Here is a 12,562-nt window from a genome sequence, read left to right on the forward strand (position 1 = left end):
CGACTGGCCGTATGATTAGCTTTTAAATTCACTTACGGCCCGCTCTAAGTTAGCCGCTTCTTCTGCGACTTGATGAGCAGCTTGACGGTTTTGGCTCGCGCGTTCAGTACTCGTCTGGGCAATGTCTTGAATGTTGTGCACGTTCTGGTTAACTTCTTTGGCAACCGAGCTTTGCTGCTCTATCGCCGTCGCAATATGCGTACTCATATCCATAATCTGTTGCATATCTTGCATAATCTGTGACAGCTCTTGCGAGGCGGCATCTACTTTGGTGACAGAGCTTTCGCCATCTTCTCGACTTTGCTCCATACGCTCTGCAACTGACTGTGTTTGCGCCTGCAGCGAGGTAATAATGCCCGATATTTCATCGGTCGATTGCCGGGTACGAGTTGCTAATTGACGCACTTCATCCGCGACTACTGCAAACCCTCGTCCTTGCTCCCCCGCACGCGCGGCCTCGATGGCAGCATTGAGTGCCAGCAGATTCGTTTGCTCTGAAATGTCTTTAATGACATCCAATACCGAGCCAATGGTCTCAGACAGCTTACTCAGTTCAAGCACCTCGTTACTGGTATTGCTGAGTGTCTCGGCCAATGTCATGATCATCGTCCGGGTATCATCCACCACTTGCTGTCCATTTTGCGCACGACCTAGGCTGGTTCTCGCGTTATCAGCCGCCTGATCGGTATTGCCGGCAATATCCCGAATCGTGCTTTCCATCTCATTCATCGCCGTTGCAGCATGGGTCGTTTCATCCAGCTGCGTCGCCAGTGCGGTGCCGGTTTGCGCCGTGCGAGACTCCACCTGCTCTGCGCTTTGGTGTAAAGCCTGCACCGCTCGGCTAACATCGACCACCATTTTTTGAATACTACTCAGCATCTGATTGACATCGTTTGCCATCAGTGAAATTTCATCTTGCCCAGTCTCATCGGCGCGCAAGGTCAGATCCCGTTGCTGAGTAATGGCCGCCATCTGCTGACTGAACAGCGCGATGCGCCGTTGAATACCTCGGTTCATCCACAGAGAAACCACCGTCATGATGATCGCTAACACCAATACTATCGACCCCGTCACTATCGTGGTCTGGCGTAGCGCTTGATCGATCGCTTGCTGGTATTCTTTGCTTAACGCGTCAAACATATTTTCCACTTGGTGCGTTTGACTCCGTATCTCGCCCAAAAGCCCTTTATCTGGCGCCAAACCTAATGCTTTTTTCTGCGCAACAACGTTTTCAACTTCAGACTGGTGAGCTTTAAACAGTGCCAATAGATCACCTTCAAGATAATCTGTTAAGGCATCCATATGATTTTGGTATTGGTCGATATAATCCAGATGACTGCTTTGAACAAACAGCTTGGCGTCCGCCACTAACAAGCGAGCACTGCTTTCTAGCACAATATCGTTTTCAGTTGCGGCCACGAGCGCTTGACTCGCGCTTTGCATTTGGCCTCTTAAGCCTTGCTCTGTCGTTAAACCTAATGTTTGGTAGCCGTCACCCAGTTCGCTGAACCCATTTGCATAAGCTTGCATGGCTGTCTTAACGTCATCAATCGTGACGGTTTCTAACCCAAGGGAGGCACTGCGTGCTCGAAAGTCGGTCAGTTGCTGATTAAAGGTTGCGACGTTGTTTTCAAACCGAGAGAGGTATTTGGGATCCATCCGAGCAAGAAAGTCTTTTTCATTACGGCGTAAATTAAGCAGTACGACCTCGAGATCGGACACCGCGGTTAACTGGCGATGCATTTTATCTAACCGCGTTTCCGCGTTCCAAGCCGCAGCCATCACAGCGAGTAATGCCAACACCGACATCACGGTAAGAGAAAGTAACTTGTGTTTTATTTTCATAACGACCCTACAACACCTTCAGAGCAAGACTGGATTAATCACGTACTTGCACTAACTATCGGCGATGTTAGGAAAAAGTAAAGCAAGGCAACCAAGGCGTCATAAATATGTCACAAACTATCCTGCTTTGGTTGACAATAATGCCGATAAAGCAGACGAAAATGATAGTCCGGCAAGCCATAGCGCCACAAATACAAACAGCGCGCATCCGATTGCGCTTTGAGCATCATCAGCCAAGGCGTCGCCCAGATACATGTGATGGGTTGGCGTTCGCCGCTGGGTAGCCTTATCCAATCATCAAAATACACAGTGACACAGCCGGTACTCTCGACCAGTCGGTGTTGAAAGTGAATCAATTCACGGACAACGTGAAGCATCAGGAAAGCACGCGCGCAAAGCGGGAGGGACACATGCACCGCCAATAGCCATGCCGCCATCATGCCGACCAGGAATAAACAGACGGTGACATAGCGCGGGCAATGGAGTTGGCTATGTACGCAACTTACTTCGGTTATAGGCAACTACCTTCTCGACAACAGAGACCATCTTAGGATCGTCAGGTTTACCATGCCCCATCAGCCAGGCAAACAGATCCGGGTCGGCGCTTTCTAAAAATGCGACAAAATCCTGTTTTTCATTTTCATTCAATGTGTCGTAGCATGCCTCAAAATAGGGCATGACCAATACATCAAGCTCCAGCATCCCCCGACGGCATGCCCAACGAATTCGCGCTTTATCTTCAGTGTTAACCATGTTGACCTCTATCACTGATATCAGTGGATGGATACTATCAACGCAAGGGTCTGACGACCACTTTTCCCAAAAAAGAAAAGACGAATCTGAGAGCTCTCTAGCGTTAATCCGTCGTTTGGCGCAATACCCTTACAATACAAAGGCTGACAAGCCTGTTATGCACCATTACTATACGAGAGATAGCCTGTGTTTTCTCAACGGAGAGCGTGATTTATATGAGCGAATGGTATCAAACCCAAGCTTTTGAGCCTGTGGCACAACACCCCAGTGACCAGACGCCGGAACTGGCCATTGTTGCCCTCGATAATTGGGCGTTAACCAAAATTAGTGGCGACGACACTAAGTCATACTTACAAGGCCAGCTCACTTGCGATATTGAGCAGCTCGACGTGGATCAATCGACCTTAGCGGCGCATTGCGATCCAAAAGGTAAAGTCTGGTCCGTGTTACGTTTTTTCCACTTCCAAGATGGCTTAGCCATGGTGCAGCCGGCATCGATTGAGGCAACCCAATTACAGGAAGTCAAAAAATACGCCATCTTCTCTAAGATCGCATTTGATAAAGTCGACTGCGTACTTCTTGGCGTGGTTGGCGCCCAAGCGGAAAAGTGGGTGACTGACCACTTTGGCCCACAAGGTAACGTCCGCCAGGGCGAGCAGGGAACGGCGGTGATGATCGCGCCTCATCGTTGGTTACTCGCGATCACTCCCGATGCGGCAACCGCGCTCGTGAATCAGTATCAGTCGTCCGCGGTCCTTCTCAGCAGTGAATATTGGGATCGATATGAAATCGATGCCGCACTCCCTCGCATAGAAGCCGCAACCAGTGGTGAGTTTATTCCTCAATCGTTGAATTTGCAGGCATTGAATGCCATCAGCTTCACCAAAGGCTGTTATACCGGCCAAGAGACCGTTGCTCGCGCTAAATACCGAGGAATAAACAAGCGGGCTATGTATAAACTCATAGGACAAGCCACACATACACCGGTGGCAGGGGATAAAGTCGAGCGTTCTGTCGGTGAAAACTGGCGCTCTGGTGGAACCGTGATTGCCGGTTACCGTCAAGCTAATGGCCAGGCAGCAGTGCTAGCGGTTCTGCCAAACAACCTCGATGACGAGACAGCATTTCGCCTAGCGGATGCGCCAGAGTTTATCTGGCAGCGTGAGCCTCTACCTTACTCTCTGACTGACGATGAATAAGTAGTGAGCTTGGCATCTCCCATACGGCTTGGCAAACACAGGTGACCGCGGCGCTTGATCACGCCGACGTCACTTACCGGGAAGCCAATAAACAGAAAGGGATCCCGCCAGGATCCCTCACTTGTTAATGCTAGTGGCACACGATTGGTACTACACCTTAATCGGCATCTTGGTCGCCTAAGGTTTCTTCATACCCTTGTGCATCAAACAAGGCATCAATTTCTGATTCGTCAGTGGCTTGAACTTGAAAGAGCCAACCATCGCCGTAAGGATCGCTGTTGACTAACTCTGGGGCGCTATCCAACTCCTCATTCACGGCGATCACTTGCCCGGAAATCGGCGCATAAATATCTGACGCCGCTTTGACCGACTCGGCCACTGCGCAATCATCCCCGGCATCAAAGGTGTCACCTTCATCAGGTAAATCAACAAAAACCATATCACCAAGCAACGCTTGAGCATGATCGGAAATGCCAATGGTGAAGAGACCTTCCCCTTCAGGACGCACCCACTCATGCGTCTCAGTAAATTTTAATCCGGATGGAATATCGCTCATAATATTGTTCCTTGTTAGACCCAATGACCTTGTTATACCCAATACTCAGGTTGTAGCCAGTGCTCTGGTTGTACCCAGTGCTAATGTGCAACATCCGTCGGTAAATACAAACTTCCAGACAAGCTGTTCGTCATGCTGTTTAGCATATTTTCTTTTTTTCGCCAATTTCCGTTGTCACACGATCAAGAAAAATGGGCGCGCCGAGCAGGTGGCTTCGCGAGATCAGGGAGCTCTCCCTCTAGCCCCAAGGCTTTGGCCATAAAGGGCTGTTTGGCGCCGGGTAGGTGATTCACCGCGCGCATACCTACACCACGAACGAGCTTTTTCACTGGATTTTGACCATCAAACAAGCTCCGGAATCCCTGCATCGCCGCAATCATTTGCATGGCTTCCGCTTTACGCCAACGCTCGAAATGACGCAGTGACGCATACGCCCCCACATCTTTCCCTTTTTCTGAAAGTTGCGCGAGTGTCTGTGCTAACGCGGCCGCATCTAACATCCCTAAATTCACCCCTTGGCCGGCAAGCGGATGAATGGTATGTGCGGCATCACCGACAAGGGCAATGCGCTCAGAGGCAAAATTCTGAGCATAACGCATGGTAAGAGGATAACTCGCACGCGGTCCGGCCACCTCACATCGCCCTAATCTAGCGTCAAAGGCAGCCGTGAGCGCCCGCTCGAATCCATCAGACGCCATGTCGCGATACTCCGACGCTTGTTCAGGCGGCACCGACCAAACAATGGAACATAAATGCGGATCGGACAGTGGTAGAAACGCTAAAGGGCCATCAGGCGTAAAAACCTGACGCGCGACGCCTTGATGAGGGGCTTCTGTACGTACCGTTGCCACCACAGCATGGTGTCCATAATCTCGCTGAACCAATGGAAAGTGTGCTTGCTCGCGCACCCATGAGCGAGCGCCATCGGCTCCGACAACCAGCTTTGTCGTCACACCACCTCCCGAGGCCAATTGCAACCAGGTTTCGCGCTCACCTTGCATCATAGACTGGCACTGCTCAGGCATGAGCATGGTGACATTACTCTGCTGCTGCACTTTGTCGAGCAGGGCAAGTTGAATCACGCGGTTTTCAACAATGTGTCCTAGGTTTTGCTGACCAAATGCCTGTGCGTCAAAATCAATTTGCGCAAAGCTATCTTTCTCCCAAACGTGCATTTTTTGATAGCTTGCCAGTCGGCGTGCGACGATACCCGGCCAAACATCTAAGGCACGAAGCATATTCTCGCTCGCGCGACTCAGTGCCGATACACGGTTTTCTGGTAGATCGTCTAGTGTTGTTACCGGTTTTTTACCTTCAATCACAACGATGCGTAAGTCCGTTTCTGCCAGTGAGGCGGCAAGTGTTAGCCCCACCATTCCACCACCTACAATCGCGACATCTGCATTGATCATCTTCATTTCGGTTCTACCCATCCTATGGTGCGTTGCACGAGGGGTTGTTTCACCCTTTCTATGGTCGACATCAACCCCAAACCTGCGTTCCGTGCAGCCGCGAGTAGTGCACTCTGATTAGAAAAAAGATGAACGAGCCCTGATGTTAGTGCGACGGTTGTGTCTCTGTCTGGCTGGCGTTGACTGGCATAATCCATCAGGACCGGTATCGCGCCAATATCTTGCCCGCGCTGGAAGGCTGCGCTGACAGTTTGAGCCAGCGTGATGACATCTCGCAGTCCGAGGTTAAAGCCTTGTCCTGCAATGGGATGTAAACTTTGTGCTGCGTTGCCAACCACCGCCACGCGATGACTCACTGGCCGCACGACCTGATTGAGCACCAGCGGGTAGGCGTGACGTTCTCCGACATGAAGTAACTTACCAAGACGCCAACCGAAAACCTGTTGTAAGCGTTGTAAAAAAACCGAATCGCTGACTTGGGTGAGCGGTTGCGCCTCATCGGGAGTCATGCACCACACTAATGAGCAACGCCCTTGCGACATGGGCAGTAACGCGACGGGCCCCGTGTCGGTAAAACGCTCAAAGGCGTGRCCTTGATGCGGAAGCGCCGTAGACACATTGGCAATCACAGCCACTTGGCCAAAGTCGTGCTGCTGCCGGGGGAGATGGAGCAAACGACTACAAGGCGAGCGACCGCCATCAGCGGCAATGAGTAATGATGCCGTTAGCGATTGTCCTTGTTTGAGTGTGACAGTAACAGCGTCAAGCTTTCGCTCAATCGCGATCACTGCATCAGGACAAAAGACATCGATAGCGGGACGCGCATGCAGTTTTTGGTGCAATACCGCGCCGGCATCTGCCAGTTCAATGACCTGACCGAGATATGACACGCCCTGCGTTTGCGCATCAATGTGCGCTTGCCCAGCATGACCACGATCTGAAACGTGAATATGTTGGATCGGTGTGCCAAACGGCGCCAACGCCTCCCAAAGTCCCAGTTGCTCAAAAGCAGCGCAACTGCCCTCGGCTAACGCGATACTCCGCGCATCATAACCTGGATGATCACCATGGTTTGGCACCATCGCCTCAACGACCGCAATACGTAACCTCCCGCCACTTAGCGTATCTAACGCCAGTGCCGCTGTTGCGCCGGCCATTGCACCACCAGCAATCACTATGTCATAGGCTTTCATCCTACTTTTCCTCACCCTGAGTCATCACCACGCCTCAAACCGCAGACGTCATTGCGGTTAATGGCGCGTTTTTGGCGTCTCGTCGTCAGTTTCAAGACGTGCGCCAAGCTCGGCATGGACAACTAAGCTACACACACGCACATGCTCAACAACCTGCTCAAGCAAGTCCGCTTGCTCTTGCAAATCCCCGTCTTCGTCAATCCCTAACTGCGCCACTTCCTTTAAATCGCTGAGCGCTTCTGTGACGTCTTTGGATAGTTTACGCCCCTTTGTCCCAATCAGACCAACGCCAGCAAGAAAGGTATTAATCCATTCCACTAACGCTTCTGCACGGGCAACGACACCCGAGTGTTCATCATCCGGAACATAAATATCGAGATCTAAATCCGTTCCTGTCAGTTGGGTTTTCAATTGATGGTAGCTTTGCATGGCCAAGGTTTTTGACTCGGTCGGCCAGCCCATTCCTTGGTTGGTATAATCATAAAGCATGGTTAGCCAACTCCCCTCTTCCAGTGCCAAGCCACCACTTAGCATGCCGGCGATCAATCCATGCATTTCTGCCGGCGTAACCGCCAGGCTATCTGCTGTTAATATTTCTGCAGTCTTCGCATATGCCAGTGTAAAAGCAGGAAGGCCGTTGCCACGATGATAAAGATCAACCCCTCGGTGTCCATTTTTGTCTAAATTCTCTGCATCACTCACCAAGGCGGCTTTCGATGTAGTGTATTCGGGAAAATAATTGCTAGAATAGCGCCATTATTCTGTATCTGGCCCTCGACATTGCGGGCCGTATGAGGAGCCAGCTTGGGACTATGAACACACAACCGGTTGAAATTAAAATCCTGGATCGCCTTGTTCGCGTCAATTGTCCGCCTGGACAAGAGCAAGCGCTTAAAGATGCAGCAAACGAGTTCGATCAACGGTTGCATCGGCTGGCAGAGCGCACTAAAGTAACCAATACAGAGCAGCTAATTGCCATTGCCGCTTTGAATGTTTGTCATGAATTAAATGATGCCAAACAAGCGTTGGAGACAGTTGAAGATCAGGTCAAGAAACGGACCGCCCTGATGACCGCCCAACTCGATAAAGCAGTGGCAGTGCAAGGATCGCAAAAATAATCGAATTCCCTGGGGTGTTTGTCAGCGGATCAACGTCCCTGAGCCGATAAGCAAACCGAAGGGTGTGTTGTTATAAGCTACTGAGCAAGCTCGGCTCGTACCGAGAAGCCTACGGTTTATACTACCCACCCGCCTTGAACCAGCGGGTTCAAGGGCCATCGATCCCAACGGCATCCCGGGGCTCTCCTTTACAGGCTAGCATTAAGGACAGTTATGCAGCCCAGACAGCAGATTCGCCAAACCATCCGTCACGCGCGTCGCCAGCTCTCGCCTGAACAGCAAACCGAGGCGGCCCAGCAGGTTGCGGCACGCTTTATGACATTACCTGACGTCGTTCATGCGCAGCGTATCGCCTTATACCTCTCTTTTGACGGTGAGTTGGATACCCAACCGGCAATCAACGCCTGCTGGCAGGCAGGAAAACAGGTTTATTTACCGGTTGTTCATCCGTTCAGTCGCGGCCATTTGCTGTTTTTACAGTACCACCCTCACACGCGCATGCGCCTTAATCGTTATAACATTGCCGAGCCCACTTTAGATATTCGCACCCTGATCCCTAGCTCAAAACTGGACATCATCGCCACGCCATTAGTGGCTTTTGACGCCGACGGCCAGCGCCTAGGCATGGGTGGCGGCTATTATGATCGCACGCTGGGTTTGTGCGCGCCAAATGCGACCGCCATTGGCCTCGCCCATGATTGCCAACGTTGGCATTCATTACCTTGCGAGCAATGGGATATTCCTTTACGCCATATACTGACACCAAGCCAACACTGGCATTGGTGAGCCATCATTTCGCCAACTTAGACGTTGACTCGCATCGATTTCGCGACCCATAGCCTGACGCCACGATTTGGCTTCGCTATAATCACGCCTTATTCCCCGTTACGCAGGAGTTACCATGACCCAGGACGAAAAGAAAAAAGCCACCGGTGAAGCGGCGGTAGAGTATGTTAAGCCAGGCAGTATTATTGGCGTTGGCACCGGCTCGACAGTGAATTACTTTATTGATGCCCTTGAGCCAATGAAAGAAAAAATTAAAGGGGCGGTATCAAGCTCAGACGCGTCGACCGAGCGCTTAAAAGCGCTAGGGATTGAAGTCTTTGATGCCAACGAAGTGGGCCACCTCGATATCTATGTTGACGGTGCGGACGAAATCAATAAGCGCAATCATATGATTAAAGGCGGCGGCGCCGCATTGACGCGCGAGAAAATTGTTGCCGCCATTGCCGATAAATTTATCTGTATTATCGATGATACCAAACACGTCGATGTGCTTGGCGAGTTCCCGCTCCCTGTCGAAGTCATCCCAATGGCCCGCTCTTACGTGGCACGAGAGCTTGTCAAGCTGGGCGGTGACCCTTGCTATCGTCAAGGCGTGGTGACTGATAACGGCAATGTTATCCTGGATGTTCATAACCTCAAGATTCAGGATCCTAAAGGTCTCGAAGATACCATTAATGGGATCCCGGGCGTGGTGACTGTAGGCTTATTTGCCAACCGCGGTGCCGATATCGTCCTAACCGGCACCGATTCCGGGGTGAAAAAAGTGGCAGAATAAACGCATAATCCTGCAGATCAACGGCTTATACCCGCCCATTAGCAGCATTAAAAACCAAACGTTTGCGCTCAATGTAATCAATAAGTTAAAAGCACCTTTTTAAAGGTGCTTTTTTTATGGCATAGAACGGATAATTCTTACCCCTTATATGAATTTTTGTTATCTTGGTCACTGTTCTGATACCGGTTCATCGCAGGCCCATGTGCGACTTGGCGTAAAAAGATCAGGCTACTGACCACGTCACCCGTTGCACTGTCTTCACCAGAAATCCAGGGGAAAGGGTGACGATGCCTCCCGGCGTTCAGGCGCAACATTGCGACCCACTATTGTTTCTAAGGAAGAGAACAGCCCACATGTCACACTATTCATTGGACAAGAATAAGATAAAAATTTTACTGCTCGAAGGCGTCCACCCCACAGCCGTTGAAGCATTCAAACAAGCGGGTTACACCAATATCGAGTATCACAAAGGCTCACTCACCGGTGAAGACCTTGAAACCGCGATCAAAGACGCGCATTTTGTTGGGTTACRCTCACGTACCCAGCTCACCGAAGCTGTTTTTAAGCAGGCCAAAAAACTGGTGGCTGTCGGATGCTTTTGTATCGGGACCAATCAAGTTGATCTCGATGCCGCCGCGAAACGCGGTATCCCGGTTTTCAACGCGCCTTTCTCAAATACTCGCAGCGTCGCCGAGCTCGTACTGGGTGAAATTTTGTTGCTACTGCGCGGCATTCCTGAGAAAAACGCCAAAGCTCACCGTGGCGAATGGTTAAAATCGGCTGAACGTTCTTACGAGGCGCGCGGCAAAGTGCTTGGGATCATTGGCTATGGCCACATTGGTACTCAGCTCAGTATTTTGGCCGAAAACCTCGGAATGCGAGTCTATTACTATGATGTCGACAACAAGCTTTCACTCGGTAATGCCATTCAAGTTAACTCGCTAACAGAGTTACTGAATCGCAGTGATATTGTTTCTTTGCATGTTCCAGAAACCGCAAGCACACAAAATATGATTGATGCCGACGCGTTCGCACGCATGAAGCCGGGTGCAATCTTTATTAATGCTTCACGAGGGACCGTGGTTGATATTGACGCGCTATGCGGCGCTTTAGAAAGTCAGCACCTCGCAGGGGCCGCTATCGATGTCTTTCCTGTGGAACCAAAAACCAATAAAGAAGCGTTCAGTTCACCGCTGCAGGCCTTTGATAATGCGTTACTCACGCCACATATTGGCGGTTCGACCCATGAAGCCCAAGAAAATATTGGCCTTGAAGTGGCAGGAAAATTAATCAAATACTCGGACAACGGGTCGACACTATCGTGTGTTAATTTCCCTGAAGTGTCATTACCTGAGCATCAAGGTCGCTCACGCTTGCTGCACATTCATGCCAACCGCCCGGGTGTGCTCACCAAAATTAATACCACTTTTGCCGATGAGGGCATTAACATTGCCGCTCAGTATCTACAAACGTCGGCACAGATTGGTTATGTGGTCATTGATGTGGAGATGGAGCAAGCGGATAAAGCATTGAAAAAACTCAAGGCCATTGAAGGCACCATACGTGCACGTATCTTACACTGAGATGACGCGCCAGTAGCGTCGATCAAAAAAAGCCCCGATTGGGGCTTTTTTACTACTCACAGTCTTGTCTTTACTGCTCATCGCGCAGAAATACCAACTCATTACCTTTAGACAGTTCTTCACTGAAGTAGTAACCAGCAACATCAAACCCTTTAATATCTGTCACGGATGTCGCTCGTTGATCAATCAAATAACGCGCCATCATCCCACGGGCTTTTTTCGCGTAGAAACTGATCACCTTGTACTGCCCATTTTTGCAGTCTTTAAAGACGGGCGTGATAATATCACCTGCGAGTTTTTTCTTGTTGACCGCTTTAAAATATTCATTGGAGGCGAGATTGATCAGTAGCGGGGTGTCTTGCGTCGCTAACGTCTCGTTGAGTGCATCTGTGATGATATCGCCCCAAAACTGGTACAAGTTATCGCCACGCGGCGTCGCTAACTTGGTGCCCATTTCCAGGCGATAAGGTTGCATCAAATCAAGCGGACGCAATAGGCCATAAAGGCCAGAAAGCATGCGAAAATGCGCTTGTGCCCAGTCAAAGTCCTGCTCTGACATCGAATTTGCATCCAAGCCTGTATAGACACCCCCTTTAAACGCCAAGGCTGCAGGGCGAGCATTGTCAGGTGTAAATGTCGGTGACCACTCAGCAAAGCGTACCGCGTTCAGGCTAGCAATTTTATCACTCACCTTCATCAATGAGCCGATATCGGCAGGCGTCAGTTGACGGCATACCGCTATCAACGCCTCTGAATGCGGAGTGAACTGCGGCTTTGTGTATCGTTCGGTTGGTAACGGTGACTCATAATCCAGCGTTTTTGCCGGAGAAACCACAATCAGCATTTTGCTAACCCCTTTGTTGTCTATCTATCGCTAAGCCTATCATTCCGGTGCAAAAAAAACACCGTTGCCCCTAGCGCTTAGGAAGCGGCCACGCTTTTTCATCTAATTGGCTATGCAACTCAGGAAATCGGCGACTATCAAACACAGGCACCCGCCCTAACGAACGTTGTGTGTGATAGTCGGCCGCGAGACGTTTCACTATTCCCGACAGCAATAAAATCGCGATCATATTGACGAGCGCCATCATCCCCATGGATGCGTCTGCCAGCGTCCAAACAAGCGGTAGCTCCGCCAATGCACCAAACATGACCATACCCAAAACGAGCGCACGAAAATAAGGGAGTGCCGGACGCCAGCGGCCATTGATAAAAAGTAGATTGGTTTCAGCATACGAGTAATTGGCAATAATCGAGGTGAATGCAAAGAAAAAAATCGCCACGGCAACGAATTGTTCTCCCCACCCCCCAACTTGTGCACTCAGTGCCCGCTGTGTTAATT

General features: G+C 50.5%; 14 protein-coding genes and 1 other RNA gene. 6 read left to right on the forward strand and 9 right to left on the reverse strand.

Annotated features, from left to right (window positions below; all coding sequences use genetic code 11):
* Positions 1–15 precede the first annotated feature (15 nt).
* From BZG79_RS01500 to BZG79_RS01510, 3 genes are all read right to left on the reverse strand, one after another.
* Complete coding sequence (locus BZG79_RS01500) at positions 16–1,845, reverse strand: methyl-accepting chemotaxis protein (protein WP_077459796.1); 1,830 nt, start codon at positions 1,843–1,845, stop codon at positions 16–18.
* Between the two features lie 110 nt (positions 1,846–1,955).
* Positions 1,956–2,366, reverse strand: coding sequence for a hypothetical protein (locus BZG79_RS01505; RefSeq protein ID WP_199877496.1), 411 nt, complete (start codon positions 2,364–2,366; stop codon positions 1,956–1,958).
* Complete coding sequence (locus BZG79_RS01510; RefSeq protein WP_021022110.1) at positions 2,335–2,598, reverse strand: succinate dehydrogenase assembly factor 2; 264 nt, start codon at positions 2,596–2,598, stop codon at positions 2,335–2,337. The genes BZG79_RS01505 and BZG79_RS01510 overlap by 32 nt, the downstream gene beginning before the upstream one ends.
* Before the next feature lie 215 nt (positions 2,599–2,813).
* On the opposite strand from BZG79_RS01510, the gene ygfZ reads away from it, so the two are divergent.
* Positions 2,814–3,797, forward strand: a complete 984-nt coding sequence (gene ygfZ / locus BZG79_RS01515; protein ID WP_077773578.1) for a tRNA-modifying protein YgfZ — start codon at positions 2,814–2,816, stop codon at positions 3,795–3,797.
* 157 nt (positions 3,798–3,954) lie between these two features.
* Here the strand turns inward: ygfZ and gcvH are convergent, their stop codons facing one another.
* The 4 genes from gcvH to BZG79_RS01535 form a co-directional block, all read right to left on the reverse strand.
* Positions 3,955–4,353 (reverse strand): glycine cleavage system protein GcvH, encoded by a 399-nt coding sequence (gene gcvH, locus BZG79_RS01520; RefSeq protein WP_021022112.1) that lies wholly within the window; start codon positions 4,351–4,353, stop codon positions 3,955–3,957.
* Between the two features lie 182 nt (positions 4,354–4,535).
* Positions 4,536–5,771 carry an FAD-dependent 2-octaprenylphenol hydroxylase gene (locus tag BZG79_RS01525; protein ID WP_077773579.1) on the reverse strand — a complete coding sequence of 412 codons (1,236 nt, stop codon included), beginning with the start codon at positions 5,769–5,771 and terminating at the stop codon, positions 4,536–4,538.
* Positions 5,768–6,958, reverse strand: a complete 1,191-nt coding sequence (gene ubiH, locus BZG79_RS01530) for a 2-octaprenyl-6-methoxyphenyl hydroxylase (protein WP_021022114.1) — start codon at positions 6,956–6,958, stop codon at positions 5,768–5,770. Before ubiH ends, BZG79_RS01525 begins: the two co-directional genes overlap by 4 nt.
* A gap of 57 nt (positions 6,959–7,015) precedes the next feature.
* Complete coding sequence (locus BZG79_RS01535) at positions 7,016–7,660, reverse strand: UPF0149 family protein (protein ID WP_277917916.1); 645 nt, start codon at positions 7,658–7,660, stop codon at positions 7,016–7,018.
* Between the two features lie 110 nt (positions 7,661–7,770).
* Between BZG79_RS01535 and zapA the strand changes: the two genes are divergently transcribed.
* The 5 genes from zapA to serA all read left to right on the forward strand — a co-directional run bounded on the left by zapA (position 7,771) and on the right by serA (position 11,220).
* On the forward strand, positions 7,771–8,076 hold the full coding sequence (gene zapA / locus BZG79_RS01540) for a cell division protein ZapA (protein ID WP_077773580.1): 306 nt from the start codon (positions 7,771–7,773) through the stop codon (positions 8,074–8,076).
* Positions 8,077–8,079: 3 nt separating this feature from the next.
* Positions 8,080–8,262, forward strand: a non-coding RNA gene (ssrS, locus tag BZG79_RS01545) — 6S RNA.
* Positions 8,263–8,289: 27 nt separating this feature from the next.
* Positions 8,290–8,862: a 5-formyltetrahydrofolate cyclo-ligase gene (locus tag BZG79_RS01550; protein WP_077773581.1), complete on the forward strand. Its 573-nt coding sequence runs from the start codon at positions 8,290–8,292 to the stop codon at positions 8,860–8,862.
* A gap of 115 nt (positions 8,863–8,977) precedes the next feature.
* The gene (gene rpiA, locus BZG79_RS01555; RefSeq protein ID WP_077576426.1) at positions 8,978–9,637 is read left to right on the forward strand and encodes a ribose-5-phosphate isomerase RpiA; all 660 of its coding nucleotides are present in this window, start codon (positions 8,978–8,980) and stop codon (positions 9,635–9,637) included.
* Positions 9,638–9,990: 353 nt separating this feature from the next.
* Complete coding sequence (serA, locus tag BZG79_RS01560; RefSeq protein WP_077773582.1) at positions 9,991–11,220, forward strand: phosphoglycerate dehydrogenase; 1,230 nt, start codon at positions 9,991–9,993, stop codon at positions 11,218–11,220.
* 70 nt (positions 11,221–11,290) lie between these two features.
* Here the strand turns inward: serA and yaaA are convergent, their stop codons facing one another.
* On the reverse strand, positions 11,291–12,064 hold the full coding sequence (yaaA, locus tag BZG79_RS01565; protein ID WP_077773583.1) for a peroxide stress protein YaaA: 774 nt from the start codon (positions 12,062–12,064) through the stop codon (positions 11,291–11,293).
* Positions 12,065–12,134: 70 nt separating this feature from the next.
* Positions 12,135–12,562 (reverse strand): alanine:cation symporter family protein (locus BZG79_RS01570; RefSeq protein ID WP_199877497.1); only part of this gene is annotated, 428 nt, incomplete at its 5' end.

It is taken from the genome of Salinivibrio sp. MA427 (assembly GCF_001996115.1).
Lineage (GTDB): Bacteria > Pseudomonadota > Gammaproteobacteria > Enterobacterales > Vibrionaceae > Salinivibrio > Salinivibrio costicola.

Bases quoted from the DNA above. Each gene is read 5' to 3' on its own strand.
- BZG79_RS01500 (WP_077459796.1), bottom strand. From the start codon at position 1,845: ATGAAAATAAAACACAAGTTACTTTCTCTTACCGTGATGTCGGTGTTG.
- yaaA (WP_077773583.1), bottom strand. From the start codon at position 12,064: ATGCTGATTGTGGTTTCTCCGGCAAAAACGCTGGATTATGAGTCACCG.
- BZG79_RS01525 (WP_077773579.1), bottom strand. From the start codon at position 5,771: ATGAAGATGATCAATGCAGATGTCGCGATTGTAGGTGGTGGAATGGTG.
- BZG79_RS01510 (WP_021022110.1), bottom strand. From the start codon at position 2,598: ATGGTTAACACTGAAGATAAAGCGCGAATTCGTTGGGCATGCCGTCGG.
- rpiA (WP_077576426.1), top strand. From the start codon at position 8,978: ATGACCCAGGACGAAAAGAAAAAAGCCACCGGTGAAGCGGCGGTAGAG.
- zapA (WP_077773580.1), top strand. From the start codon at position 7,771: ATGAACACACAACCGGTTGAAATTAAAATCCTGGATCGCCTTGTTCGC.
- ygfZ (WP_077773578.1), top strand. From the start codon at position 2,814: ATGAGCGAATGGTATCAAACCCAAGCTTTTGAGCCTGTGGCACAACAC.
- gcvH (WP_021022112.1), bottom strand. From the start codon at position 4,353: ATGAGCGATATTCCATCCGGATTAAAATTTACTGAGACGCATGAGTGG.
- BZG79_RS01550 (WP_077773581.1), top strand. From the start codon at position 8,290: ATGCAGCCCAGACAGCAGATTCGCCAAACCATCCGTCACGCGCGTCGC.